The 26234-nt window shown below is 52.6% G+C and carries 25 protein-coding genes; 9 read left to right on the top strand and 16 right to left on the bottom strand.

Features of this window, described 5'->3' with window-relative positions:
- Positions 1-30 precede the first annotated feature (30 nt).
- The 7 genes from OGY04_RS01410 to cpxP all read right to left on the bottom strand — a co-directional run bounded on the left by OGY04_RS01410 (position 31) and on the right by cpxP (position 7737).
- Positions 31-1503: a DASS family sodium-coupled anion symporter gene (locus OGY04_RS01410; protein WP_003825206.1), complete on the bottom strand. Its 1473-nt coding sequence runs from the start codon at positions 1501-1503 to the stop codon at positions 31-33.
- 113 nt (positions 1504-1616) lie between these two features.
- Entirely contained in the window at positions 1617-2921 is a 1305-nt protein-coding gene (locus OGY04_RS01405; RefSeq protein ID WP_258736664.1) for an SLC13 family permease, read from the bottom strand.
- 73 nt (positions 2922-2994) lie between these two features.
- The gene (locus OGY04_RS01400) at positions 2995-3744 is read right to left on the bottom strand and encodes a CDP-diacylglycerol diphosphatase (protein WP_020996109.1); all 750 of its coding nucleotides are present in this window, start codon (positions 3742-3744) and stop codon (positions 2995-2997) included.
- Between the two features lie 104 nt (positions 3745-3848).
- Entirely contained in the window at positions 3849-4838 is a 990-nt protein-coding gene (gene sbp, locus OGY04_RS01395) for a sulfate/thiosulfate ABC transporter substrate-binding protein Sbp (protein ID WP_284881202.1), read from the bottom strand.
- Positions 4839-5038: 200 nt separating this feature from the next.
- On the bottom strand, positions 5039-6001 hold the full coding sequence (gene pfkA / locus OGY04_RS01390; RefSeq protein ID WP_003825214.1) for a 6-phosphofructokinase: 963 nt from the start codon (positions 5999-6001) through the stop codon (positions 5039-5041).
- A 185-nt stretch (positions 6002-6186) separates the two neighbouring features.
- The gene (fieF, locus tag OGY04_RS01385) at positions 6187-7089 is read right to left on the bottom strand and encodes a CDF family cation-efflux transporter FieF (RefSeq protein ID WP_003825216.1); all 903 of its coding nucleotides are present in this window, start codon (positions 7087-7089) and stop codon (positions 6187-6189) included.
- Positions 7090-7236: 147 nt separating this feature from the next.
- Complete coding sequence (cpxP, locus tag OGY04_RS01380; protein ID WP_008787022.1) at positions 7237-7737, bottom strand: cell-envelope stress modulator CpxP; 501 nt, start codon at positions 7735-7737, stop codon at positions 7237-7239.
- A 150-nt stretch (positions 7738-7887) separates the two neighbouring features.
- On the opposite strand from cpxP, the gene cpxR reads away from it, so the two are divergent.
- Together cpxR and cpxA are read left to right on the top strand one after the other, a co-directional pair.
- Complete coding sequence (cpxR, locus tag OGY04_RS01375) at positions 7888-8586, top strand: envelope stress response regulator transcription factor CpxR (protein WP_003028763.1); 699 nt, start codon at positions 7888-7890, stop codon at positions 8584-8586.
- Positions 8583-9956: an envelope stress sensor histidine kinase CpxA gene (gene cpxA, locus OGY04_RS01370; protein WP_003028758.1), complete on the top strand. Its 1374-nt coding sequence runs from the start codon at positions 8583-8585 to the stop codon at positions 9954-9956. Before cpxR ends, cpxA begins: the two co-directional genes overlap by 4 nt.
- A 43-nt stretch (positions 9957-9999) precedes the next feature.
- Here the strand turns inward: cpxA and OGY04_RS01365 are convergent, their stop codons facing one another.
- The 4 genes from OGY04_RS01365 to yiiM form a co-directional block, all read right to left on the bottom strand.
- Positions 10000-11250, bottom strand: a complete 1251-nt coding sequence (locus OGY04_RS01365; protein ID WP_095533158.1) for an MFS transporter — start codon at positions 11248-11250, stop codon at positions 10000-10002.
- A 122-nt stretch (positions 11251-11372) separates the two neighbouring features.
- On the bottom strand, positions 11373-12326 hold the full coding sequence (locus OGY04_RS01360; protein ID WP_267457294.1) for a sugar phosphate isomerase/epimerase family protein: 954 nt from the start codon (positions 12324-12326) through the stop codon (positions 11373-11375).
- A gap of 8 nt (positions 12327-12334) precedes the next feature.
- The gene (locus tag OGY04_RS01355; RefSeq protein ID WP_020996112.1) at positions 12335-13039 is read right to left on the bottom strand and encodes a GntR family transcriptional regulator; all 705 of its coding nucleotides are present in this window, start codon (positions 13037-13039) and stop codon (positions 12335-12337) included.
- Positions 13040-13268: 229 nt separating this feature from the next.
- On the bottom strand, positions 13269-13943 hold the full coding sequence (gene yiiM / locus OGY04_RS01350; RefSeq protein ID WP_128317275.1) for a 6-hydroxyaminopurine reductase: 675 nt from the start codon (positions 13941-13943) through the stop codon (positions 13269-13271).
- A 152-nt stretch (positions 13944-14095) separates the two neighbouring features.
- On the opposite strand from yiiM, the gene OGY04_RS01345 reads away from it, so the two are divergent.
- Positions 14096-14992 (top strand): dihydrodipicolinate synthase family protein, encoded by an 897-nt coding sequence (locus OGY04_RS01345; RefSeq protein ID WP_071444496.1) that lies wholly within the window; start codon positions 14096-14098, stop codon positions 14990-14992.
- Between the two features lie 41 nt (positions 14993-15033).
- On the opposite strand, the gene kdgT is transcribed toward OGY04_RS01345, so the two are convergent.
- Both kdgT and sodA read right to left on the bottom strand, forming a co-directional pair.
- Complete coding sequence (gene kdgT, locus OGY04_RS01340) at positions 15034-16017, bottom strand: 2-keto-3-deoxygluconate transporter (RefSeq protein WP_020996114.1); 984 nt, start codon at positions 16015-16017, stop codon at positions 15034-15036.
- A 233-nt stretch (positions 16018-16250) separates the two neighbouring features.
- Positions 16251-16871, bottom strand: coding sequence for a superoxide dismutase [Mn] (sodA, locus tag OGY04_RS01335; RefSeq protein WP_003825239.1), 621 nt, complete (start codon positions 16869-16871; stop codon positions 16251-16253).
- 289 nt (positions 16872-17160) lie between these two features.
- Between sodA and rhaT the strand changes: the two genes are divergently transcribed.
- Complete coding sequence (gene rhaT, locus OGY04_RS01330) at positions 17161-18195, top strand: L-rhamnose/proton symporter RhaT (protein ID WP_003825242.1); 1035 nt, start codon at positions 17161-17163, stop codon at positions 18193-18195.
- On the opposite strand, the gene rhaR is transcribed toward rhaT, so the two are convergent.
- Both rhaR and rhaS read right to left on the bottom strand, forming a co-directional pair.
- Positions 18192-19040 carry an HTH-type transcriptional activator RhaR gene (rhaR, locus tag OGY04_RS01325; RefSeq protein WP_008787014.1) on the bottom strand — a complete coding sequence of 283 codons (849 nt, stop codon included), beginning with the start codon at positions 19038-19040 and terminating at the stop codon, positions 18192-18194. The genes rhaT and rhaR overlap by 4 nt on opposite strands.
- Before the next feature lie 147 nt (positions 19041-19187).
- Positions 19188-20036: an HTH-type transcriptional activator RhaS gene (rhaS, locus tag OGY04_RS01320; RefSeq protein WP_008787013.1), complete on the bottom strand. Its 849-nt coding sequence runs from the start codon at positions 20034-20036 to the stop codon at positions 19188-19190.
- Between the two features lie 303 nt (positions 20037-20339).
- Between rhaS and rhaB the strand changes: the two genes are divergently transcribed.
- The 5 genes from rhaB to rhaM all read left to right on the top strand — a co-directional run bounded on the left by rhaB (position 20340) and on the right by rhaM (position 25569).
- Positions 20340-21809 carry a rhamnulokinase gene (gene rhaB / locus OGY04_RS01315; protein ID WP_286584642.1) on the top strand — a complete coding sequence of 490 codons (1470 nt, stop codon included), beginning with the start codon at positions 20340-20342 and terminating at the stop codon, positions 21807-21809.
- The gene (rhaA, locus tag OGY04_RS01310; RefSeq protein WP_008787011.1) at positions 21806-23065 is read left to right on the top strand and encodes an L-rhamnose isomerase; all 1260 of its coding nucleotides are present in this window, start codon (positions 21806-21808) and stop codon (positions 23063-23065) included. Before rhaB ends, rhaA begins: the two co-directional genes overlap by 4 nt.
- 143 nt (positions 23066-23208) lie before the next feature.
- Positions 23209-24036, top strand: a complete 828-nt coding sequence (gene rhaD / locus OGY04_RS01305; protein ID WP_008787010.1) for a rhamnulose-1-phosphate aldolase — start codon at positions 23209-23211, stop codon at positions 24034-24036.
- Positions 24037-24109: 73 nt separating this feature from the next.
- Positions 24110-25258, top strand: coding sequence for a lactaldehyde reductase (fucO, locus tag OGY04_RS01300; protein ID WP_020996115.1), 1149 nt, complete (start codon positions 24110-24112; stop codon positions 25256-25258).
- A complete protein-coding gene (gene rhaM / locus OGY04_RS01295) occupies positions 25255-25569 on the top strand; it encodes an L-rhamnose mutarotase (protein ID WP_003825253.1) in 315 nt (104 codons plus the stop codon). The genes fucO and rhaM overlap by 4 nt, the downstream gene beginning before the upstream one ends.
- Positions 25570-25626: 57 nt before the next feature.
- Here the strand turns inward: rhaM and OGY04_RS01290 are convergent, their stop codons facing one another.
- Positions 25627-26175: a helix-turn-helix domain-containing protein gene (locus OGY04_RS01290; protein WP_003825255.1), complete on the bottom strand. Its 549-nt coding sequence runs from the start codon at positions 26173-26175 to the stop codon at positions 25627-25629.
- Positions 26176-26234: the final 59 nt, after the last annotated feature.

Below are 26234 nucleotides of genomic sequence, written 5' to 3'. Positions count from 1 at the left end.
GCGGGAGGAGCACTCCTCCCGCTGTATTAACTACCAGTATCCCAACCAGTGCCACCAGAAGGCGCCGGTCACACCCCAAATGGTCAGGTTGACCACACTCATCACCAGCCCCGTTTTCCACCACTCTGCCAGCGTGACATAGCCCGAACCAAAGATGATCGGCGCAGTACCCGTGCCATAGTGCGTGAGCGACATCATCAGGGAGGAGGAGAAACCGAGCATTAAACCAAGCAATGCTGGCGGCGCGCCGAGGCCTAATCCTGCGGCGAAAAACGCAGCGAACATAGCCGTAATATGCGCAGTAGTGCTGGCGAAAAAGTAGTGCGAGTAGACGTAAAGCAGAATCAACAGCAGCGTTGCAACACTCCAGTGCACGCCAAGATGGTCGATTGCGCTACCAACGCTGGTTGCCAGCCATCCCACCAACCCCAGTTTGCTGAGAAAATCCGCCATCATCACCAGCGCGGCAAACCAGACTATCGTATCCCATGCCCCGCGGCATTTAAGAATGTCATCCCAGCTCAATACGCCCGCCATCAATAGAATCGACAAACCAATTAACGCGGCGCTAGTGGGGTTTACGCTCCAGGCACTGCCCATCAGCATCGCTGGAACACCCGCCCACAGGCAGAGCAGCAAAATGAACACTGCCAGGGTGATTTTTTCTGCCAGTGATAGTGGACCCAGCGCATCCAGTTTTTGCCGCGCGAACTGCGGCGCATTTGGCGTGCGCGTGATAGCTGGCGGATAGAGCCACCAGATTACAATCGGCATGACAACCAGTGATACCAGAGCAGGAAGAAGCGCCGCAATAGCCCACATTCCCCAGGTCATGTTCAGCACGCCATCCGTCCCCTTCGTCAAAAAGCTGACGATTAACGGGTTAGGTGCGGTCGCGGTGATGAACATTGCCGAGCTGATCGGGTTAATGTTGTAGTTCACCAGCGCGAGATAACGGCCCGTTGAGCCATTCTCGGCATGGCCTGGCTGCGAGCCGAGGCTCTCCGCAATCGCCCGCATTACCGGGTGGATAATGCCGCCGCCACGCGCGGTATTACTTGGCGTTACGGGTGCAATTAGCGTTTCCGCAAGGGTTAATGCCCACGCAATACCCAGCGTTCTTTTACCAAATAGCGCAATAAACCCGTAGCCAATACGCGCCCCCAGGCCGGTCTTTAACAGACTTTGCGACAGCATAATGGATAAACCAATCAGCCAGATTAACTGGTTCGAAAAGCCACTCAACGCATCGTTCAACGCCGCGGAGGGTTTGCCGGGGTTAGTAACGCCAGTCATCGCCACCAGCATAATCGCCACAATCGCAATTGCGCCAATGGGCATAGCCTTACCGATAATCGCAGCGATCGTACCAATAAACAGTGCCAGCAGGTGCCACGCTTGCGGGGTTACGTCAGGAGGACACGGGATAACAAACCAGATGGTCAGCGTAATCACGAGCGAGATGATGGCAGGCCAACAGCGGATAGGGGTCAAACTGTCCATGAATCAATCCTTGAGTTTCCAGTGCGCAAATCTGCGCCCCGGTATTAACCGCCATCAGCCCAAATAAAACAATTCATCATCTCACAAAACAAAAAATTAACATTTATATACAGTTATAATTTCCCCAGTATACTGAACCAGAGGTAATCCAACGGCAGAAGCAACAGATACGTTGCCGCCGCCAGCACCATACACAGCAGCATCCCCGCCCTCGCAGGCACTTTCCCGAGCGCCATCGCCACTACAATCGGTGAAGCCTGATAAGGCAACAGTGGCGTTGAATAACCCAGCACCTGGATCATAATCACCGACAGCAGCGGGAATCCCGTCGCATCGGCAAAACTTTGCGCCAACGTGGTATACAGCGCCGGAACACCGTTCGCCGTCATAATAAAATTAAGCGCTGTGGTAATACCGGTCAGCGCGAGGAAACTGGTAAACGGCTTTTCCGCATCCAGCGGCATCACCTGTAACAGCGCTTCGCCAACGGCGCTACCAATACCGGTTTGCGTGACGGTGATCGCCAGCCCCAGAATACCCGCCACATAAATACAGGTACGAATGTTGACCCCAGTGGAAAACTCGTCGCCATTGATAAAGCCAACCCGTGGTAGCAATGTGATAACTGCCGCAGCCAGCCCGGTCCACGCAGGACCAATGCCGTGCCAGCTTTCGCTTACCCACAAGAACAGCACCACCGCTAACATCCAGGCCAGACGTTTTTCATCCCGGCTCATCGGCTCCGGCGGCGTGAGATCGCGCGGCGCATGCGGCTTGCCAGGGAACAACCAGCAGATAAGCACAATGAGCACCGCGCCTTTAAGCCAACCCAGAACCGGCGTATGCAGCAGCAAATAGGGAAGATAATTGAGGTGGATGCCGTAAGAGCCTTCCGCCGCGCCGCTCATCACCAGATTCGGTACGTTAGCGGGTAAAATCGTCGCAGAAAGCTGGAACGTCCCAAACCCGACGGCCAGTGCCAGACCATACCAGGCGCGCGTGCCGTCGTTAATTCCAGCCCGTTTCGCCATCGCCGCGACGATCGGCATCAGCAGCGCAATGCGGCCCATGTTGGATGGCATTACAAATGCCAGCGCGTAACTCAGCAGCACTACGCTCGCCACCATTAACGGCCAGGAATCAGTCAACCTCGATGACAGCGCCCTCGCCGCCCTGTCCGCCAGCCCCGTTTTACGAATCGCGATACCCAGTACAAAGCCGCTAAACACCAGCCAGAACGCGGAGGACGCAAAGCCGCCAAAAATCACATCCGGTGGCGCGATTTTGGCCACCATCGCCACGGCAAAGAACAGCAGCGCCGTTATAAACTCCGGCAGCAGCGACGTAGCCCAGAGCAGAATGGTGATACCAACCACCAGAGAGGGGATAAACAGAGGGTGTGTAAGCCAGAGCGACATGCCTGTCTCCTGTTGTTTTTTTCAACAAGAATACGGGGACAGGCATGCGGAGTAAACGCCAGATTAGGTGGGGTTAACGCAGAATATCACATTGATGATCCTGAATTTCCTCAGCTGAGGCGAGATTCAGAGCCAGCAGATTGCGCTGAGTAGCCAGCAGGACAAAGGATTCGTCGCTCTGGCGCACCATCGCCAACGCATAGCTGCCCATATGCTCACGCGCATCCGGCACCTCTTCCGCCAGCATCATAAACGGGCTGCGTTGTGCCAGTTCATTTTCCGTGACGCGACGCGCCAGATATTCATGACCGCGCAGCCCACCCGGTAATGGTAGCCAGCGGGTGCTGATTTTCGCCAGGTTGTCATCCAGCTGCTTTCTGACATCGGTTCGCAGGCAGGAGATATGAATATGCAGGTGATTTTGCGTACGCCCGCTACGAGAGTTAATGGTCAGAGAGACTGCTTTGTCAGGGATTTCCTGGCCGTATTTTTGGCTCATAAAGCTACGCGCCTGCCAGGCCAGCCAGAAAAAGTTCGGTGTGCCTGATTTCAACAACAGCGGACTTTCCGTACCGTTGATCCGCCAGGTAGGCATCAACAGATATTGCAGTGGGCCGTTACGGTCTTTGAACACCACATATCCGGCATCCGGCTTTACTTCAGCGCATGGGGCGGGGTCCTGCTGCTGCAACTGGTGCGGCAGGCATTGCTGAAGAACGATCTGGCGTAATGCGTCCGGGTTGCCGGTGAATTTCCAGTACCCGATACCTGCAGCGGCGGCGACCACAATCACCGCCAGTAAAAGATAGCCTGCTTTTTTCATTACGCGTTTCCTGTATCCCATTGAAGGGCAAGAGTAACGCAAAACCATGACAAATAAAAAACCCGGTCGCGCTTGGCCACCGGGTCGGTAAATCACAGACTTATTTATCGTTTACTGATTTGGTCGAACGTACCGCCGTTAGAGAAGTGCTCTTTCTGCGCTTTCGTCCAGCCGCCAAACTCTTCGTCGATAGTGAACAGCTTCAGCTTCGGAAATGCGTTTTCGTATTTCTTCGCGACTTCTGCATCACGTGGACGGTAGAAGTTTTTCGCCGCAATTTCCTGGCCTTCCGGCGAGTAGAGATACTTCAGGTAAGCTTCCGCCACCGCTTTGGTGTCTTTCTTTTCCACCACTTTATCAACCACGGACACGGTCGGCTCCGCGAGGATAGATTCACTCGGGGTCACTATCTCGAATTTATCTTTGCCCAGCTCGTTCGTTGCCAACAGCGCTTCGTTTTCCCAGGCAATCAGCACATCACCGATACCACGTTCAACGAAGGTATTGGTTGAGCCACGTGCACCAGAATCGAGTACCTCAACGTTTTTATACAGGGCCTTCACAAAGTCTAGTGCCTTGGCCTGATCGTTGTTGTTGTGGTGCAGGGCATAGCCCCATGCCGCCAGATAGTTCCAGCGAGCTCCGCCGGAGCTTTTCGGGTTTGGCGTAATGACCGACACGCCCGGTTTGATTAAATCGTTCCAGTCATGAATTTGTTTGGGATTGCCTTTGCGGACCAGGAACACGATGGTGGAGGTGTAAGGCGCAGAATTATCCGGCAGGCGTTTAATCCAGTTTTTATCGATACGGCCACGTTCAGCAATGGCATCCACGTCGTAAGCAAGTGCCAGCGTCACAACATCGGCTTCAATGCCGTTGATGACGGAAGTCGCCTGTTTACCCGAACCGCCGTGCGACTGGCGGATCACAACGTTGTCGCCCGTTTCCTGCTTCCAGTGCGCGCTGAAGGCCTTATTGTACTGCTCGTACAATTCACGCGTTGGATCGTACGATACGTTAAGTAACTGAATATCCTTTGCCAGAACGCTGGTCGATGCCAGCAATAATGTTAACCCTACGCCCCATTTGTTCATCGCCCAGCTCTCTTAGGTAGTGTTGTGATGAGCAAAGCGTGCCAGAAAGGCATCCAAACATTAAAGAATAAAAAAAGATTTGCTATAACTTGGGGGAATATATGGAGTCGAGTTTTTGCCTGATGGCGCTACGCTTATCAGGCCTACGATTTGCATCATGTAGGCCGGATAAGGCGCAAGTCGCCATCCGGCAATTGCAATTAGTACAGTTTTTTCGCGCAGTCCAGCCAGTCACCTTTGAACGGACGCTTCATGTTTTCGATAGCGTCGATGATGTCGTGGTGAACCAGCTGCTCGTTCTGAATACCTACGCAGCGACCGCCGTGACCTTCCAGCAGAAGTTCAATGGCATAGGCGCCCATACGGGATGCCAGGATACGGTCGTAAGGAACCGGGGAACCACCACGCTGGATGTGACCCAGTACGGTTGCACGCGTTTCACGACCCGTTTCTTTCTCAATGTAATGCGCCAGTTCGTCAACGTCACACATGTGTTCAGTGATCGCTACGATTGCGTGTTTTTTACCTTTCGCGATGCCCGCTTTGATTTCAGTAACCAAATCGTCACGGCTGAATTCCACTTCCGGAACCACTACGAACTCACAACCACCGGCAATTGCAGCCGCCAGGGTCAGGTCACCACAGTAGCGGCCCATCACTTCAACGATAGAAATACGCTGGTGAGAAGAAGAGGTATCACGCAGGCGGTCAATCGCTTCGACAACGGTACCCAGAGCGGTGAAGTAACCGATGGTGTAGTCGGTACCTTTGATATCGTTATCGATAGTGCCCGGCAGACCGATGCATGGGAAGCCCATTTCGGTCAGGCGTTTTGCACCCATGTAAGAACCGTCACCCCCGATAACAACCAGGGCGTCGATGCCACGCTTCTTCAGGTTTTCGATCGCCACCGCACGTACGTTTTCATCACGGAATTCCGGGAAGCGAGCAGAACCGAGGAAAGTACCGCCACGGTTGATCATGTCGGACACGCTGTAGCGGTCAAGCTGGACCATACGGTCTTCATACAAACCCAGGTAGCCATCATGGATCCCCATGACTTCCAGCCCTTCCGTCAACGCTGCACGTACAACACCACGGATTGCTGCGTTCATGCCCGGCGCATCACCGCCGCTTGTCAACACACCGATTTTCTTAATCATGACTACCTCTGAACTTTGGAATGCAAAATGAAATCTGCTGCCGGAAGTCGATTCCGCATATCGAAACGATCCAACGAATATGCAGATAGTATAACAATCACTTCCTGCTGAATTGATTCAGGTCAGGCCAAATGGTGGTAATTTATACACAAAATGCTGGCCCGGTTCACTTTTTTTACAACGAATTATGAAAGCTCAAACATCTTGCCTTCCTTGGGTACGACTGAACAGGGATCCTGATGAATGATGACATCCGATCCCGGGAAACGCCGTAAAATTGCCTGCTCAACCTGTTCAGCCACTAAATGCGCCTGAACGAGCGGCAGATTATCTTCCATTTCCAAATGAATCTGAATAAAGCGGGTCGGCCCTGACTGCCGCGTGCGAAGATCGTGAGCGCCGCTGACTCCAGGCCATGACGTCACGATATCAATAATTTCCTGACGTTCCTCATCGGGTAAAGCGCGATCCAGCAAAGATTGCACTGCCTCATACCCCATGCGTAATGCGCTATATAAAATATAGATGCCAATCCCCAGCGCAAACAAGGCATCTGCACGATGCCAGCCATACCATGCCAGCCCGAGCGCAATGAGAATCGCACCGTTCATCATAACATCAGACTGATAATGAAGCATATCTGCCCGAACGGCCTGACTTTGCGTACGCTTCACTACCCAGCGCTGAAACGAGACCAGAATGATTGTACACACTAACGCAATGATGGTGACAACCACCCCAACGCCCGGATCTTTCATCGGCGTGGGTTGGATGAGATGCTGAATCCCGGTCAGGAATAAAAACAGCGCCGAACCAGAAATAAACATGCTTTGCGCCAGCGCCGCCAGCGATTCCGCTTTTCCGTGTCCGAACGTATGTTCATCATCTGCGGGCTGCAGCGAATAGCGCACCACCAACAGATTGGTTAACGACGCCGCGATGTCCACCAGAGAATCCACCAGTGCTGCCAGAATACTGACCGATCCGGTGTACCACCACGCAAAAATTTTGATCAAAAGTAACAGCGATGCCATCACGGTTGCCGCGATTGCCGCCCGGCTCACTAGCCGCCCATAGGTTTGATTCATAAACACTCCTGCCAGGATATGCCGCTAGTATAACGGATGAAGTAAAACAGTCAGGCAATAACCGAGGGACAAATTTTGGGCAAAAAAAACCCCCACATCATGTGGGGGAAGACAGGGATGGTGTCTATGGCAAGGAAAACAGGGTTACTACTGGGAACGTGAGTTGCTACTACTCAATAAATTCAACGATGAGCTTTTTTTCCAGTGCGCTACATCGCGCAGTTGCTCCATTCGTTGTTCATGTTTCTCATTTAAAACCGCTTGCTGCTCTGGCGTTAACAGGCGATACATCTGATTGCGGATCCTGGCTATTTCAACCTGGCGGGCAACCTGTTCTTGCGCCATTCTTTCTGCCTGAGCGCGCACTGCGCTTTCATCAAATTTCTCTGCGGTGACAAGGCGATGCATTGTCTCCATTTCGCTAACATTAACAGGAGGCTGTTCGTGTCTTGCCTGCTGCATTAAATCTCGCATCTGTTGACGTTGATGTTCGGTTAAACTGATACCGTCAAACATGTGGCTCTGAACGCTGCGTTGCGATGAGCCTTCACCCAGGTGCCAGTGATCGCCTGTGACGACTTCAGCTGCATGGCTAAATGTACTGAGTGCCAGCGTTGAGGCCATGACGGCAGCGGTAACTTTGCCCATCACTTGCTCCCAAAATCTTTTCTGTCGCGATTCAACGAGAGACAGTTTACGATTCGGGCTGCAAACATGCGTCAGGGGGTGTAAAACAACGTAAAGTCATAGATTAGCGACGCCTGATGACGTAATTTCTGCCTCGGAGGTACGTAAACAATGAATAAAATCCTGTTAGTTGATGATGACCGAGAGCTGACTTCCCTGTTAAAGGAGTTGCTCGAAATGGAAGGTTTCGATGTGCTGGTTGCCTATGATGGGGAACAGGCGCTTGAGCTTCTGGATGACAGCATCGATTTACTTTTGCTCGACGTCATGATGCCGAAGAAAAACGGCATTGATACGCTGAAAGCACTTCGTCAGACACACCAGACACCTGTAATCATGCTGACCGCTCGCGGCAGCGAATTGGATCGCGTACTTGGCCTTGAGCTGGGCGCGGACGACTATTTACCTAAACCGTTTAACGACCGTGAACTGGTCGCGCGCATCCGCGCTATTCTGCGTCGCTCACACTGGAGCGAACAGCAGCAGAACAGCGATAACGGTTCGCCGACGCTGGAAGTTGATGCGTTAAGCCTTAATCCGGGTCGCCAGGAAGCCAGCTTTGACGGGCAAATTCTGGAGTTAACCGGCACCGAATTCACCCTGCTCTATTTGCTGGCTCAGCATCTCGGTCAGGTGGTTTCGCGTGAGCACCTGAGCCAGGAAGTGCTGGGCAAACGCCTGACGCCTTTCGATCGCGCGATCGACATGCATATCTCGAACCTGCGTCGTAAGCTGCCAGAGCGTAAAGACGGACACCCGTGGTTTAAAACCCTGCGTGGTCGCGGCTACCTGATGGTCTCCGCTTCATGATAGGGAGCTTAACCGCACGCATCTTTGCCATCTTCTGGTTGACGTTGGCACTGGTGTTGATGTTGGTACTGATGTTACCCAAGCTCGACTCACGCCAGATGACCGAGCTACTGGACAGCGAGCAGCGCCAGGGGTTAATGATTGAGCAACATGTTGAAGCTGAACTGGCGAACGATCCACCCAACGATTTGATGTGGTGGCGTCGCTTGTTTCGGGCGATAGACAAGTGGGCGCCGCCAGGACAGCGGTTATTACTTGTTACGACGGAAGGACGCGTGATCGGCGCAGAACGCAACGAAATGCAGATCATTCGTAACTTTATTGGTCAGGCCGATAACGCCGACCATCCGCAAAAGAAAAAATACGGTCGCGTTGAGATGGTCGGGCCTTTCTCCGTCAGAGACGGTGAAGATAACTACCAGCTGTATCTCATACGACCTGCCAGCAGCTCACAATCTGACTTTATCAACCTGCTGTTCGACCGACCGCTGTTGTTGCTGATCGTCACCATGTTAGTCAGCTCACCGCTATTGCTTTGGCTTGCCTGGAGTCTGGCGAAACCGGCGCGTAAGTTGAAAAACGCGGCGGATGAAGTAGCTCAGGGTAACCTGCGTCAACATCCTGAGCTGGAAGCCGGTCCGCAGGAGTTCCTGGCGGCAGGCGCGAGCTTTAACCAGATGGTGACGGCGTTGGAACGGATGATGACCACACAGCAACGCCTGCTGTCGGACATCTCTCACGAGCTGAGAACACCGCTAACGCGTCTGCAACTGGGCACCGCTCTGCTGCGCCGTCGTAGCGGTGAGAGCAAAGAGCTGGAGCGCATTGAAACAGAAGCTCACCGACTGGACAGCATGATCAACGACCTGCTGGTGATGTCACGTAATCAGCAGAAAAACGCGCTGGTCAGCGAAACAGTGAAAGCTAATCAGCTTTGGGGTGAAGTGTTGGATAACGCCGCCTTTGAAGCTGAGCAGATGGGTAAATCACTCACGGTGAATTTCCCGCCGGGTCCGTGGCCGCTGTACGGTAACCCAAATGCGTTGGAAAGTGCGCTGGAAAACATTGTGCGCAATGCCCTGCGCTATTCACATACGAAGATTGAAGTTGGCTTCGCGGTGGATATCGACGGGATTACCATCACCGTGGACGACGATGGCCCAGGCGTTAGCCCTGAAGACAGAGAACAGATTTTCCGTCCGTTCTATCGTACCGATGAGGCGCGCGATCGCGAGTCTGGCGGAACAGGTCTGGGTCTGGCGATTGTGGAAACCGCGATCCAGCAGCATCGTGGCTGGGTGAAGGCCGAAGACAGCCCGCTGGGTGGTTTACGGCTGGTGATTTGGTTACCGCTGTATAAACGCGCTTAACAGGCTTCCCCGGTACGACATGATTACCGGGGAAGCATTCACGTTATGCCGCCGCAGCCGCAGCCGCTAGCTTTTGCTTTTTAATCCGCTTCACCAGAATTGTCGAACAGATAAAGCCCATTAAACTGAACGCAATCATCACGCTAAAGACATAGTTGTAGCCAGTGATGCCGCTATTGGTATCCAGCAAATAGCCGTACAACGTGTACGCAAACATCGCTGGCATATAACCGATGATGCAACCAAATGCCATTGCCGAGCCCGCATACTCACGTGGGGTACCGATCTCATCCATCGGCGCGAAGAAAATGGCGCGCTGTGAGAAGATAATCGCTCCGAACCCTAATGTCGCAGCCATACCGATATACACGTTCATTGTTTGATGCGGTAACTGCATGAACACAAGCATCGCCACAGCAGAGATCAGGAACGTCCACTTCAGATACACTGTCGGTGATTTAGCAACTTTATCTGCCAACATTCCGCCAATCGGCCCACCTACCATTTTTAACGCATACTGGTTGATGATGCCGTACGCACCGACGAGAGCTACCGGCAGCATATAGATATCTTTTAAGAACGGGATAAAGTAAGTCAGTCCACAGTACGCGGCATAAACGAAGAAAATACCTAAAGAAGCCAGCCAAACATTAGGGCAGGACAAAACATGTTTGATACCCTTTAACACTTCCATGTTGGCACTGGTTTTCTCGCCGCCTTTCACTTTGTCATCATCGACAATAAAGTACGTCACAATACCTGCCACAAGCGTAATTACCGTATAGAACAACAGGCCCGCCTGCATCCCCGCTTTACCTTCACCAAACTGGACGAAGACAAACAGAGCGCCAGATGCAACGATAACATCCACCACGCCACGTCCGGCCTCTAAAAAGCCGAACATGCGTCCTTGTTCTTCTTTCGTTCCCAGCAAACGAACGGCTTTCAGCAATACCGGCCAATAAACCACATCGGCAAAGAAAGCCATCGCGGCAAAGCAAATGAGATAACCAGTAAATGACGGTAGCGTTGCCAGATATAAGCCACATAACCCAACGCCAATCAGACCGAACGGTAATAATATTTTCTTGGAGTAACGATCTGCGATATAGAGAGAAAGAAAAAGTCCGGTTGTCTGAACAATCGTATAAACCGTAAAGCTCAACCCAATTTGCGTATTAGTTAAACCCCAGTCATTCTGCATTGGCACATAGAAAACATCTTTCATACTTGAAAGCTTGAATATCGTGCCGCCGCCTAAAATCAAAAAACAGAGCCTTGCCCATTTATTCATGAACATGATTAAACCCTCATTGCTTGTTGAGAGAAATATCTAAATTAAATTGTATAATTAATAAAGCCAGGGGATTACTTTCATAATCCTTTCCGCATTTAATAATATTTTAAGAAAACTAATTAATTGTCTATAAACTTGTCACATATATCACGAATGTATTTTATTTGGGCAAGAGCATGTTCTTTTTCCTGCGCCAGTCGCGCATCAATCATGTTGCTGTCAGGCAGCGGCGTATAACTTGCATCGCGCCATGGGATCCATGGATTATCACCCTCATCGTCGAAGCGAAATGCAGGGGCATAATATTCAACTTCTTCTTCCAGGCCAAAAGCATGTACTTGCGGTTTATCTTCACCTAAAAGTAATAATGCCTTAAGCATTTCTTCCATGGGTAAATCGCCGTGTCCTGAACGACAAGCCTCATGCCCCCAGCCTTTACCTTCTTTAATAATTTTTGCGTCTTTGATATGCACCTGAGTGATCAGAGGAGACATAACCTCTAACGCAGAAAGCGGCTGCTCATTGGCATTAATCATGTTGCCAAAATCAAACAGAATAGAGAGATTTTTCATCCCGCTATTGTTAACCAGCGTCACCAGCTCATGGCCTTGCAGATCTTCATGCTGTTCGATAGTAAAGCTTAGTCCGCAATCGTCATACTGAGACAGCCATGCAATATCATTGGCAATCTTCGCCATAACATCGTTGAGATGCCCTTCATAACGCGGGTAGAAACGCACTGAAGTTGCACCAGTAGCAACAGCAATACGGATGGCATCCGTCAATGTCGCCTTATCCGATGCGCTCGTTTCGATATGCACATCCAGATTATATTTTTTGGCCTTCTCTTTAAAATCGTGTAGCTGCTGATCGTTCAGTTTCTGCAGTGATTGGGACTCACCATCCTCAACATGTATTTTTACACCCTTCAATTTTTGCTGATGCGCAATATCCAGAAGATCCCCCGGCAGGACTCTCTCGTAGCGCATATTCAGATGAAAAGCATAAGCATGTAGGTACAGCGGTATATTTCTCGCGCGTTCCGCAAGAAGTTCTTGGTTACATTTTCCCATTATTTTTCTCATTCATCGCGAATAACAAGTTCCACTGATTCAAGTCTCCAGTATTCGAAATCAACCTGAACCACTTTTTTATCTCGGGTAGCCCGATGTTTTTCTACTAAAATTCCATACGTATTAGGCGCAACACCCAGCTCTTTGCAGGCCACTTCTGGCATATTGACCGGTTTAAAAATCATTTCTTTGATATTTAAAACATGGCCAAACGCATCTTCCCAGACGCTGGCAAAAGACTGATTGCCCAATTTATTAATGAATCCTGGCGCAACATCAGCATCAATATAGGATTCATGGTAAAACACTTTATGTGAATCAAGACCGCACCAGCCGGTAACTAAATAGCGGTCACCGGAGGAGAGAAAAACATCATCAACATGATGCGGAACTGTATCAATGGTTTCTTTGGTTAAATAATCCCAAAAAGGCTTACGTCCCTGAGCACAGGCTTCAGCATTGAAGCTGGAAAGTGATTTAGGGTTATAAATAAATCGCTTCGACGAAATAAACCAACCACTGCGGTTCTTGCGGAAAATACGCGCATCGATCTCAAGCTCAATCAGAACCTGACGTAAGGTCATACGCTTTGCATCCAGCAGCTCACATAACTCCCTTTCCGAAGGCAATTTGGACCCCGCTGGTAAATTCTTCTCGTTTAACCAGCTTTCAAAGCGCTCCCTGAGCACATCAACATTGTTTTTCTTTTTCATTTCGCTCATCTGGTTTAAACCAATTTGAAGCTAAGATATTTGAGTGCAGGAAATACTCAAGTTTTTTTTCAACGCAGAGTTTCTTTTTGTGGACCAGGTATCAAGAATGGCTTTGAAGCAAACCGAGACCGTCAGGTTTTTGCCCGGTTTTGTACACAGGGGGGATGAAGCACGGGGGAGAGGTAAATCAGGTGTCTCCACCTGATTTAACTGCCAGATGAAGGTAGGTTTATTTTCCCCACAAACGACGGGAATTGTCTTCGATCTTGCCGCTTAAACGGCGCTTTTGCATCGTTCTGGTCCAGCTTTTTGATAACCCGGCAGCCGACAGCAAACGATGATATTGCGAATCATCAAACGGCATATGCCAGGCGATAGCAATTGCCTCCTGTACGCTGACGTCGCTCACGCGTGACGCCAGGATCAACGGCGCGTCTGCTGACACCTGACCAGGCGCGATGACGCTACACAGCCAGCCCGTCTTGCCCGCATCTTGCATCTGGCTGGCCATATCGCTGATGCCAAAATGGAAATTCAGCTTAAAGCACGGCGAGCGCGGCTGCGTGACCTGAATCAGCGCCTCTCCCCACTGGAAAATGTCGCCAATATACACATTCTCTTCAGTTAGCCCCTCAGTAGAGAGGTTCTCACCAAACGCAGGCGCGACAAATAGCTCCGCCTGCTCCGGAAATGCTTGTCTCCAGTGCTGATAGTGTTCACGCGGATAGTGACACAGCGCGCGATCCGGCCCGCCGTGAATTTTCGTTTCCGCCTGTTCATCCCCCGTCAGCCCCAGTTCGGTCAGCATCAACTCACCGTCAATCTGGACTTTAGCAATCGCGCTGGGACGGCTTCCCGTGTAGTCCCGAACTTTGCCTGTAAAAACATCGACCGGATATCGCATCTGTTCCCTCTCCCGATAAATTTCCCCCATTACACCATATTTATTTTACCCCAGTCGCTCAAAATGAGAGCACGGTTCACATGAAACTTAGGGACACATGCTATCAATGTAATCTGGTTTTGAAACATCATTTCAAATAAGGAGTCGACAACGTGACTGGTCAATCGCAATTTGCTGGCGTCTGGTGTCCTTCCATTACGCCAATGGACAATGATGGCAAGATCGATCTCAACGGTCTAAGCCTGCATCTCAAACGCCTTACCGAGGCCAAAATCGACGTGATTTTGCTGATGGGCAGCATCGGGGAATTTGCCTCCTTTACGCTCGAAGAAAGGCTGCTGCTGATCCGCGAGGCCCGCGCCATGAGCTCGCTGAAGATGGTCGCCAACGTCTCATCCACCTGCCAGAATGATGTTTTATTGATGGCGCAGGAAGCGTATCGCTCAGGTTACGATGCCGTGATGATCCTGCCGCCCTACTACTACGGACAAACGGCGAAACAGCTGCTGAGCTACTTCCGTCAGTTGGGGCAGAAACTCAGCGGCAAATGGTTTGCTTATAACTTCCCGGCACGCACCGGCTGCGATTTAACCCCCGAACTGGTAGCCACCCTCGCCGCCGAGTTCCCGAATTTCGCTGGCATTAAAGACACCGTCGACTGCCAGTCCCATACCCGCAGTATGATTCAGACCACCCGCGCCGTGCGGGAGGATTTTGCCGTGCTGTCCGGCTATGACGAATACTACATTCCCAACCTGTTAGCAGGTGGCGCGGGGATTATTTCAGGGTTGAACAACGTCATGCCGGAACTGTTTGTCAGCGCGCGGGAAGCGTTCAAACAGGGAGACCTGGCAGCGCTTCGCGATATTCAGGACCAGATTGGCACCTACATGTCCATCTATGCCATCGGCGAAGATTTTGTCACTACCATCAAAACCGTGGTATCGCGTAAGTTTGGCTATTGTACCAGCGTGTCACGTAATGCCGGTGGAGAGTTGAACGAGAGTGAGTGTCGAACAATCGATGAGGTGTTTGTCGTCAAAGGGTAAATAATTAAGCCGGATGGTGCAGACCATCCGGCTTAAGAGACTTACTTCACGGTGCCACGAATATCAATTTCTGCCGCCCTTGCTTTGGCCCTTTTCGACCAGATAGACGTGATAATCGGCACCAGAATGGAGGTCACAATCACCGACGTGGCGACCAGGGAAGTTGCTGCCGGTGCCATCGGTTTAAATGCCGGAACCATTTCAGCAATCAGCACAGGCGTAGCAACCGCCGCCCCCGCAGAACTGGAAGCGGCAATCCCCGCCGTACCATCGCCACCACCAATCAGTTTATCGGCGATAATCAATGGAATACCAGTGATGATAATCACCGCCACGCCCAGCAGAATACCCAGCACGCCGGTCTGCGCAATCACGCTCAAATCAATGGTGTTACCTAATGCGAAGGCAAAGAACGGGATCAGCGTCTGCACCGCTTTGCTGAAGAACTCCCGCAGTTCAGGGTCCAGATTCCCCAGCGCAAAGCCAATCAGGAACGGCAATACCGCACCAACAAATACGTGTGGTTCAAACGACGCGATCCCGGCGGTTCCCAGAATCACCATGGTCATCAGCGGGCCAGACTCCAGCGACATCAGGACAAACGCCCCGGCCTCTTCTTTGGTGCCGTACTGCTGCATAATTGAGGCATACAGCCCGCCGTTGGTCATATCCATCGCAGCCACCAGCGCCAGCGTAGACAACCCAGCGAAGAATCCGACCTCTACACCATGTTCCGGCAGAATGCGTGAAGCAATCGCTGCAACCACCCACGCCACCAGAATCTTGGTGATGACTAACGTACCTGATTTACGCAGCACGGTGCCGGTGGCGCTTAGCTTGATCGACGCCCCCATGCAAAAGAACCAGACTGCCAGGATAGGCACCGTACCGGTGATCATACCGTTGGTAAAAGAGCCGAAATATTTCCCGGCGCCGGGGGAAAAGGTGTGACACAACGCGCCCAGGAAAAGCGGCACCAGCATCATACCGCCTGGGATTTTCTCTATCGTACGTTTGATCTGCATTTCCATCACCTGTAGACATAAAAATGGGGCAATTTTTATGGGCGATTGCATCTTGCTTTGAGATGCGCCCGTCTTGATGAAAAGAAGATAGACATTCATAGAGACTATAAAAGTGATCCCACTCGCATAATAAAACCTTGTTTCAATTTAAGTGGATCATTGTTTTTATATTGAGTTTGATCACAAAAAAACCCCACAAGCATCGCTTGCAGGGCTTTGTTAAAGCGTAGAACTTATTTTTTTGCTGCGAAACGCGCGGCAGCTTCGTCCCAGTTCACGACGTTCCAGAACTCTTTGATGTAGTCCGGGCGACGGTTCTGGAATTTCAGGTAGTAAGCGTGTTCCCAAACGTCCAGGCCCACGATTGGGAAACCGGAAGCGCCAGAGATAGCTTCACCCATCAGCGGGGAATCCTGGTTGGCGGTGGAAACAACAGCCAGTTTGTCACCTTTCAGAACTAGCCACGCCCAGCCGGAGCCAAAGCGGGTTGCCGCTGCTTTTTCAAATTCAGCTTTGAAGTTGTCAACGGAGCCGAAGTCACGTTCGATAGCCGCTTTCAGGTCGCCCTGCAGCGTAGTACCGGTTTTCAGACCTTTCCAGAACAGGCTGTGGTTAGCGTGACCGCCCGCGTTGTTACGCAGTACGGTTTTCTTGTCTGCTGGCAGTTGATCCAGTTTGGTGATCAGCTCTTCAACGGACAGGCTGGCGAATTCAGGCAGGCTTTCCAGCGCAGCGTTGGCGTTGTTTACGTAAGCCTGGTGGTGTTTGGTGTGGTGGATTTCCATCGTCTGCTTATCGAAGTGCGGTTCAAGGGCATCATAAGCGTACGGCAGGGATGGCAGTGTATAACTCATAATCATCTCCAGTATTGTCGGGCGGCCAGTGTTAACGCCGCGTAAGCAGTTGGGTCATTATAGTTAATTAAATGATATTGAAAATGATTATCAATGCCGTACTTTTTACAGGGTCTTAATGAATCAAACCCATTGTTAAAGATGTGAGCCGAATCACCCACTTAACGTGATAATTGCCAACATGCGCAAAAGGGCGGCAATCGTCAAAAGGTTAACCACCTGCGTAATTTTTAAACTCGTTAGGTCGGAGGGGTCATTACCGACGATAAAAAATAACGAGGATTAAGTCATGAGTAACGCGATTACGATGGGTATCTTTTGGCATTTGATAGGGGCAGCCAGTGCCGCCTGTTTCTATGCCCCGTTCAAGCAAGTCAAACATTGGTCATGGGAAACGATGTGGTCGGTTGGCGGGATCGTCTCCTGGATAATCCTGCCGTGGACCATCAGCGCCATGTTACTTCCCGATTTCTGGGCCTACTTCAGCTCCTTCAGCCTCTCCACGCTGGCGCCGGTATTTCTGTTTGGTGCAATGTGGGGGATTGGAAATATCAACTATGGCCTGACCATGCGCTATCTCGGTATGTCGATGGGTATCGGGATTGCGATAGGTATTACGCTGATTGTCGGCACGCTGATGACCCCGATTATCAACGGCAATTTTGATGTACTGATCAATACCTCTGGTGGCCGCATGACGCTGCTTGGCGTACTGGTCGCGCTGATTGGCGTGGGTATTGTTACCCGTGCCGGTCAGTTAAAAGAACGCAAAATGGGCATCAAAGCGGAAGATTTCAACCTGAAAAAAGGTCTGGTTCTGGCCGTCATGTGCGGTATTTTCTCCGCCGGGATGTCCTTTGCGATGAACGCGGCGAAACCGATGCACGATGCCGCCGCCGCGTTGGGCGTCGATCCGCTGTATGTCGCCCTGCCTAGCTATGTGGTCATTATGGGCGGTGGCGCGCTTGTTAACCTGGGCTTCTGCTTCATTCGTCTGGCAAAAGTGAAGAACTTGTCGATAAAAGCCGACTTCTCGTTAGCCAAACCGCTGATTATCACCAACGTGCTGCTCTCTGCGCTTGGTGGCTTGATGTGGTATCTGCAATTCTTCTTCTACGCCTGGGGCCACGCACGTATTCCGGCGCAGTATGACTATGTAAGCTGGATGCTGCACATGAGCTTCTATGTTCTGTGCGGCGGGATTGTCGGTCTGGTATTGAAAGAGTGGAAAAACGCGGGTCGTCGTCCGGTCAGCGTGCTAAGCCTCGGCTGCGTAGTGATCATTGTCGCGGCAAACATTGTCGGTCTGGGAATGGCCAGCTAAGCATGCTGAGTACTGAGATGACGCCACTGGCTCGGCGTCATCCCGGTTTCCCGCGTAAATACCACCGAAAAGTAGTTACTGTCCTCAAAGCCGCAGCGCATGGAAATCTCGCTAATCATCAACCGACTATGTTTGAGCAGATACTGCGCATGGCAAACCCGCACCTGGCGGAGATACTGGTTGATGGTCATCCCGGTCTGGCTGCGAAACTGCTGGCGCAAAACGCGCTCGCTGCATTGTTCGCGCTCGCAAAACGTATCCAGTTCAAACGCATGCTCATGGCTACCGGCTAACGCGGTGATCAGTTTATCCAGCAGCGTTTCACTGGAGGTCGCCGGGAGCGTATCCGTGGCATAACGATGCCGCTTAAGGTGTGTCACCAGTTGCCCGAACAGCAGCTCAGCCATGGTAAAAGCCTGTGCATCACGTTGATTACTTTCATGTTCAAGCTGGCTTATCACCTGTCGGACCTGGCTCATGCCAACGCTGCCGAGTCGCCAATGCGGCTGCCTCGGCGTACCGTTAAATCCGGGGATCGCCCCTTGCCAGTCAACATTCAGCGTCAACCGCTCCGGGCAGTAGATGATATTTTGCAACACCAGGTCGTTCACGGAGGTGTAGGAGTGTTTATCTTCGGCGCGAATGTAAAACAGATCGCCACGGGTTATCCGGTACGGGCGATCGTTAAGGACATGCAGACCATTACCGCGCCAGACCATAACCAGCTCGCAAAACTCGTGGGTATGCTCAGCAAAGACATCCTGCGGATAACGGTCAGCCACGGCCACAGCCTGCTGCTCATGCGCAAAGAAGTCTGATTTCAGAAGGACCAGATGATTCGCCATCACAATATTCCCTGTCGGATGGCGGCTACGCCTTATCCGACCTACAGATTACGTGACACGTAGGCCGGATAAGGCGTAGCCACCATCCGGCGTTAAGGGACATGATTATCTGAGATTCGGCGGTAAAAAACGTTGATAGCTTTCGCGTTACTGGAGGCGGCTTGCCACAACGAGATCGCGCCCCTGACGAATATCGCGTGGTGACCACTTGAACTCACGGCGAAAAAGCGTCGAAAAGTGGTTACTGTCGCCGAATCCGCAGAGATAAGCGATGTCTGTCACGCTGTCATCACTGTGACGAAGCAGATGCCGGGCCTTGATCAGACGCAAGCGGTTAAGGTAGCGCTGCGGCGTCAATCCGGTTTGCTGTTTGAGCTGGCGATGCAGAGTGCGCAAAGAGAGGGAAAACTTCTCGGCCAGCGCCTCCCAACACACCTCGTCGGCAAAGTTATCTTCCAGCCACGCCATCAGGAGGTTAAGCCGCGCGTCGTTATCGGTCGCTGCTTCCATCAGGCTGCTTTTACGCAGCAGCACCAGCAGTTGCATAAACAGGATCTCGCGATTTGCCGCCGTTGGTGTATCCATCCCCTCACCGAGCGCTTCCATCTGCCCCACCAATTGTCGAACCTGCTGCAACACCCCCTGATTCACCCGCCAATGGGAGGGATACTGCCCGTTCTGTTCCTGAGGTAAAAGCTGATTCAGCCCAGCCAGAAATTGAAACGCATCCGGAGAGCGATACAACACATTGGTCAGGCACAGATTGTCAGTATGTTCATATAAATGCCGGTCATGATCGCGAACGAAACACACCGTACCGCCGCTGATGGTGTAAGGCTGCCCGTTGAACACATGGATCCCCGTTCCATGTTCGACCACCACAATTTCATGAAAATCATGATGATGCTCTGGAAACGCAGGTTGAGGAAGCCGCGGTTCAATAGCCACTGGCGCTTTACCTGTCGGAAAAAAATCCACGCAATGCAATACCGTCATGATGACATCCTTCCCGATCAAATGAACATGGCTGAATAGTAATTAAGGGTTATCACCCTCACCTTAAATTTTTGACGCCAAAGTGCGTAAACACGGTCAATTCTTCAAGAAATGGCGGGAAAGATCGCGAATTGCGGAAGGCGTCACATCCGCTAAAACAGGTCCTATTAATAGAAATTGTGAACAGCGTCACGTTCACCTTTGCCATGTTGCCAGCCGCTAATTGTGGCTGTCACTGTCAAGAAGGTACGCGTTATCTGGGGTTCTTAGACTGAGTGCAATAAAACTCAGAAGGACCTCGCTATGACTTTTCGCCATTGTGTCGCAGTCGATCTCGGCGCATCCAGTGGGCGCGTAATGCTGGCGCGTTACGACAGTGAACACCGCTCCCTGACGCTACGTGAAATCCACCGCTTCATGAACTGCCTGCAAAAAACAGACGGTTTTGACACCTGGGACATCGACAGCCTGGAAAACGATATTCGTCTTGGCCTGAAAAAAGTCTGCGATGAAGGCATTCGGATAGACAGCATCGGCATTGATACCTGGGGCGTGGATTACGTTCTGATCGATAACGTCGGTCAACGTGTCGGTCTGCCGGTCTCTTACCGTGACAGCCGCACGACCGGCATTATGGCGCAGGCGATGGAGCAGCCGGGTAAAGGTGAAATTTACCGCCGTAGCGGCATTCAGTTTCTGCCCTTTAACACCCTGTATCAACTGCGTGCGCTGGTTGAACAGCAGCCAGAACTGCTCCCGCAGGTGGCCCACGCCCTGCTGATCCCCGACTACTTCAGCTTTCGCCTGACCGGCAAAATGAACTGGGAATACACCAACGCCACCACCACCCAGCTCGTCAATATCAATACCGACGACTGGGATGACACACTGCTGGCGTGGACCGGGGCAGACAAAGCCTGGTTTGGTCACCCGACGCATCCAGGGAACGTGATCGGCCACTGGATTTGCCCACAGAAAAACCAAATTCCGGTTGTCGCCGTCGCCAGTCACGACACGGCCAGCGCGGTCATTGCTTCTCCGCTGGCCGACAAAAACAGCGCCTATCTCTCTTCCGGGACCTGGTCGCTGATGGGCTTTGAGAGCAGAACACCGTATACCAACGATGCGGCGCTGGCGGCGAATATTACCAACGAAGGCGGCGCGGAAGGACGCTACCGTGTCCTGAAAAATATTATGGGGCTGTGGCTGCTCCAGCGCGTATTAAAAGAGCGCCAGATTACCGACCTGCCAACGCTTATCAGCCAAACGCAAGCGCTGCCGGCCTGCCAGTTCCTGATAAACCCGAACGACGATCGCTTTATCAACCCCGACGATATGAGTACAGAAATTCAGGCAGCATGCCGTGAATCAGGCCAACCCGTTCCCCTGCAAAACGCCGAACTGGCGCGCTGTATCTTCGACAGCCTGGCGTTGCTGTACGCCGACATCCTGCAAGAACTGGCACAACTGCGTGGTGCAGCATTTAGCCAACTGCACATTGTCGGTGGCGGCTGCCAGAACACCTTACTGAACCAGCTATGTGCGGATGCCTGCGGTATTCGCGTGATGTCCGGGCCGATTGAGGCTTCCACGCTCGGCAATATTGGCATCCAGCTGATGACGCTGGACGAGCTGAACAACGTCGATGATTTCCGTCAGGTGGTGCGCGCCAACTACGAACTGACCACCTTCATTCCCAATCCTGAAAGTGAAATTGCCCGCTACCAGGCGCAGTTTCAATCACTACGACAGACAAAGGAGCTTTGCGCATGACCACTCAACTTGAACAAGCCTGGGAACTGGCAAAACTGCGTTTCGCCGCGGTAGGCATTGATGTCGAGGCGGCCTTACGCCAGCTCGATCGTCTGCCGGTCTCCATGCACTGCTGGCAGGGCGATGATGTCGCCGGTTTCGAAAACCCGGAAGGCTCGCTCACTGGCGGTATTCAGGCTACCGGTAACTATCCGGGTAAAGCGCGTAACGCCACCGAACTGCGGGCCGATCTGGAGCAGGCGCTGAGCCTGATTCCTGGTCCAAAACGTCTGAATTTGCACGCGATCTATCTGGAATCTGATACGCCGGTTGCACGCGACCAAATCAAACCTGAGCACTTTAAAAACTGGGTGGAGTGGGCGAAAGCGAACCAGTTAGGGCTGGATTTCAACCCATCCTGCTTCTCACACCCGCTGAGCGCCGACGGTTTCACTCTGGCGCACGCCGACGACACCATTCGCCAGTTCTGGATCGATCACTGCAAAGCCAGCCGTCGCGTCTCGGCGTATTTTGGCGAGCAGTTGGGTACACCATCGGTGATGAACATCTGGATCCCGGATGGCATGAAAGACATCACCGTTGACCGTTTAGCGCCGCGCCAGCGTCTGCTGGACGCACTGGACGAAGTGATCAGCGAGAAACTCGACCCGGCGCACCATATCGATGCCGTCGAAAGCAAGCTGTTTGGCATCGGTGCGGAAAGCTACACCGTGGGCTCTAACGAGTTCTACATGGGTTACGCCACCAGCCGCCAGACCGCACTGTGTCTGGATGCGGGCCACTTCCATCCGACTGAAGTGATCTCCGACAAAATTTCCGCCGCCATGCTGTATGTACCGCGCCTGCTGCTGCACGTCAGTCGTCCGGTGCGCTGGGACAGCGATCACGTGGTGCTGCTGGATGATGAAACTCAGGCGATTGCCAGCGAGATCGTTCGCCACAACCTGTTTGACCGCGTACACATTGGCCTCGACTTCTTCGACGCCTCCATTAACCGCATCGCCGCGTGGGTGATCGGCACCCGCAATATGAAAAAAGCCCTGCTGCGCGCGCTGTTAGAACCCACCGAGCAACTGCGTCAGCTCGAAGCCAGCGGCGACTACACCGCACGCCTGGCCCTGCTGGAAGAGCAAAAATCGCTGCCGTGGCAGGCCGTCTGGGAGATGTATTGCCAGCGCCACGACACGCCTGCGGGCAGCCAGTGGCTGGACAGCGTGCGCGCTTATGAAAAAGAGATTTTGAGCAAACGTAGCTAACCGTGACGCCAGGCTTGTAGGCCGGATAAGACGCCCCGCGTCGCCATCCGGCAAAAAATGAAACACGATTGCCGGATGGCGCTTCGCTTATCCGGCCTACGTAAGACCCGATAACGTTCGGGCAATAAACAGGAACACCGAACATGCAAAAAATTACGACTTCCTGGTTCGTCCAGGGGATGATCAAAGCCACTTCTGATGCGTGGCTGAAAGGCTGGGACGAGCGTAATGGCGGCAACCTGACGTTGCGTCTTGATGAAGCAGATATCGCGCCGTTTAGCGCCGATTTCCACGAAAAACCACGCTATATTGCGCTAAGTCAGCCGATGCCGCTGCTGGCAAACACACCGTTTATCGTCACCGGTTCCGGTAAGTTTTTCCGTAACGTCCAGCTCGATCCCGCGGCAAACTTGGGCGTGGTACAAATAGACAGCGACGGTGCGGGCTACCACATCCTCTGGGGCCTGACCCACGAGGCCGTGCCGACCTCTGAACTGCCGGCTCACTTCCTCTCTCACTGCGAACGCATTAAAGCGACGAACGGTAAAGACCGCGTGATCATGCACTGCCATGCCACCAACCTGATCGCTCTGACCTACGTACTGGAAAACAACACAGCGCTGATTACCCGCAAGCTGTGGGAAGGCAGCACCGAGTGCCTGGTGGTGTTCCCGGATGGCGTTGGCATTCTCCCGTGGATGGTGCCGGGTACAGATGAAATTGGTCAGGCTACCGCCGAGGAAATGCAGAAACACTCGCTGGTACTTTGGCCGTTCCACGGCGTGTTCGGAAGCGGACCTACCCTCGACGAAGCGTTCGGTTTGATAGATACCGCAGAGAAATCCGCCGAAGTTCTGGTCAAAATCTTTTCGATGGGCGGTATGAAGCAGACCATCTCACGTGAAGAGCTGGTCGCACTTGGCAAACGCTTTGGTGTTACGCCGCTGGCAAGCGCCATAGAGCTGTACTGATACCTCCCAACGCAACGCCGGATGCGGCTTCGCCTTTCCGGCCTACAGGATTTTATTATTAAGGAGAATAATGATGAGCTTTATGTTGGCACTGCCAAAAATTAGCCTGCATGGCGCCGGCGCGATTGCCGATATGGTGAATCTCGTGGCGAATAAACAATGGGGCAAAGCGCTGATCGTCACCGATGGTCAACTGGTAAAACTGGGCCTGCTGGATAGCCTGTTTGCCGCGCTGGATAAACATCAAATGTCTTACCACCTGTTTGATGAAGTATTCCCGAACCCGACAGAAGAGCTGGTACAGAAAGGGTTTGCGGCCTATCAGAACGCAGAATGTGACTACATCATCGCCTTCGGTGGCGGCAGCCCGATCGATACCGCCAAAGCAGTAAAAATCCTGACAGCCAACCCTGGCCCTTCTACCGCTTACTCCGGCGTGGGCAAAGTGAAAAATGCTGGCGTCCCGCTGGTCGCCATCAACACTACCGCCGGTACGGCAGCAGAGATGACCAGCAACGCGGTCATTATCGACTCTGCCCGTAAGGTTAAAGAGGTGATCATCGACCCGAATATCATCCCGGACATCGCTGTGGATGATGCCAGCGTAATGCTGGAAATCCCGGCCTCCGTCACCGCCGCAACCGGTATGGACGCCCTGACCCACGCGGTGGAAGCCTATGTTTCCGTTGGTGCTCATCCGCTCACCGACGCTAACGCACTGGAAGCGATTCGCCTGATCAACCTGTGGCTACCAAAAGCGGTCGACGACGGTCATAACCTCGAAGCTCGTGAGCAAATGGCGTTTGGTCAGTATCTGGCGGGGATGGCATTTAACAGCGCTGGTCTGGGTCTGGTGCATGCGCTGGCGCACCAGCCGGGCGCAACCCATAATCTGCCACACGGCGTCTGCAACGCCATCCTGCTGCCGGTAATCGAAAACTTTAACCGTCCGAACGCCGTGGCGCGCTTTGCCCGCGTGGCGCAGGCGATGGGCGTCGATACCCGTGACATGAGCGATGAAGCGGCAAGTATGGAGGCCATCAACGCGATTCGTGCACTCAGCAAGCGTGTTGGTATTCCTGCGGGCTTTAGTTCCCTTGGCGTGACGAAAGAGGATATTGAAGGCTGGCTGGATAAAGCGTTGGCCGATCCGTGTGCGCCATGCAACCCGCGCACCGCCAGCCGCGACGAGGTCCGCGAGCTGTATCTGGAGGCGTTATGATCCGCAAGGCCTTTGTGATGCAGGTGAATGCCGACGCGCACGTTGAATATCAACGTCGGCACAATCCCATCTGGCCAGAGCTGGAAGCGGTGCTGAAAGAGCACGGCGCCCATCACTACGCGATTTATCTCGATCAGGCGCGCAATCTGCTGTTCGCCACCGTTGAGATTGAGTCCGAAGAACGCTGGAATGCCGTTGCCAGCACCGACGTTTGCCAACGTTGGTGGAAGCATATGCGTGACGTCATGCCAGCAAACCCGGACAACAGCCCGGTTAGCGCAGAGCTAAAAGAAGTGTTTTATTTGCAATAGACTTGTAGGCCGGATAAGGCGCTAACGCGCCGCATCCGGCACAACGCAACAGAACAGTTAGTTCTGCTCAGAAACCAGAATCGCCTGGGTGTCAGGCTCCAGCGCTTTAAAAATATGCGCCCGATCGGCGGGGTAACAAATATAGTCCCCCTCGCCTAACTCCTCCGGCGCTTCCGTCAATCCTACCATCGCCTTACCCTGCGTCACGATGATGTGTTCAACCGATCCCGGTGGATGCGGCTGTGAAATACGATCCGCGCCCGGCTGCGTCAGCAGCAGATAGATATCCCGCCGCGCCCCCGGTGGGCAGGCGGCCAGTAAAATGGCCTGATAGTGGGCCTGCTCAGCCACCACCTTTGTTCCTTCGCCGCGGCGAATCACCTGCGTTTTTTGTTCCTGCGGCTCCAGCAGGCGAGCAAAGGGAATATCTAACGCCACACACAGCGACCAGAGCGTTTCCAGGCTAGGATTGCCATTGCCCGCTTCCAATTGCGAGAGTGTCGATTTTGCAATCCCTGCGCGACGGGCAATCTCTGCCAATGACAAACCGGTGCGCTGACGTTCACGCACAAGGCTTTTCGCGATCATACTGATGGGCTGGGTCATTCACGACTCCATGTTCTTTATATCGAACGAATCGTTCGACTTGTAATATTGACTGGTCG

This window comes from Citrobacter sp. Cpo091, assembly GCF_030332645.1.
Lineage (GTDB): Bacteria > Pseudomonadota > Gammaproteobacteria > Enterobacterales > Enterobacteriaceae > Citrobacter > Citrobacter portucalensis.
Note: the sequence above shows the minus strand (reverse complement) of the source record. Positions and strands in the feature narration are given on the sequence as shown.